Genomic DNA, 510 nt, shown 5'->3' on the forward strand with positions numbered 1-510 from the left:
CGGCGTACGCGTGGGCCTGTCGCCGCGTGCCGGCATCGCCCTGCTGCGCGCGGCCAAGGCACATGCGCTGCTGCTCGGCCGCGGCCACGTGCTGCCCGAGGACGTGCAGGCGCTGTTCGTGGCCGTGGCCGAGCATCGCCTGGTGGCCGAACAGGAATCGGCGTCCGGCCAGACCCTGGCCAAGGCGATCCTGCACAGCGTCGCGGTGGACTGACACCGATGCCGGGCGGGCGGCGCGACTGGCGGCAGCGACTGGCGCAGTTGGCCGCGCCGCGCGCGCCGGAAGCGCTGCCGGTGCAGTTGGACCGGCGCCGCATCTACATCCTGCCCACGCCGTTCGGCGGCTTCCTGGCGCTGCTGCTGGCGGCGATGCTGCTCGGCGCGCTGAACTACAACAACAACCCGGCGCTGCTGCTGGCGATGCTGCTCGGCGCGGCGGCAATGGCCAGCGCCATCGTCGCGCACCTGCAGTTGTCCGGGCTGCGGCTGGAGGCGCTGTCGGCCGAGCCA

The 510-nt window shown here is 73.7% G+C and carries 2 pseudogenes; both read left to right on the forward strand.

Annotated features, from left to right (window positions below):
* A pseudogene (locus D180_RS09860) lies at positions 1 to 214 on the forward strand (ATPase); the annotation flags it as partial.
* A 5-nt stretch (positions 215 to 219) separates the two neighbouring features.
* Positions 220 to 510 (forward strand): annotated as a pseudogene (locus tag D180_RS09865) (DUF58 domain-containing protein); the annotation flags it as partial.

It is taken from the genome of Xanthomonas sp. SHU 166, from assembly GCF_000364685.1.
Classification (GTDB): Bacteria; Pseudomonadota; Gammaproteobacteria; order Xanthomonadales; family Xanthomonadaceae; genus Xanthomonas_A; species Xanthomonas_A sontii.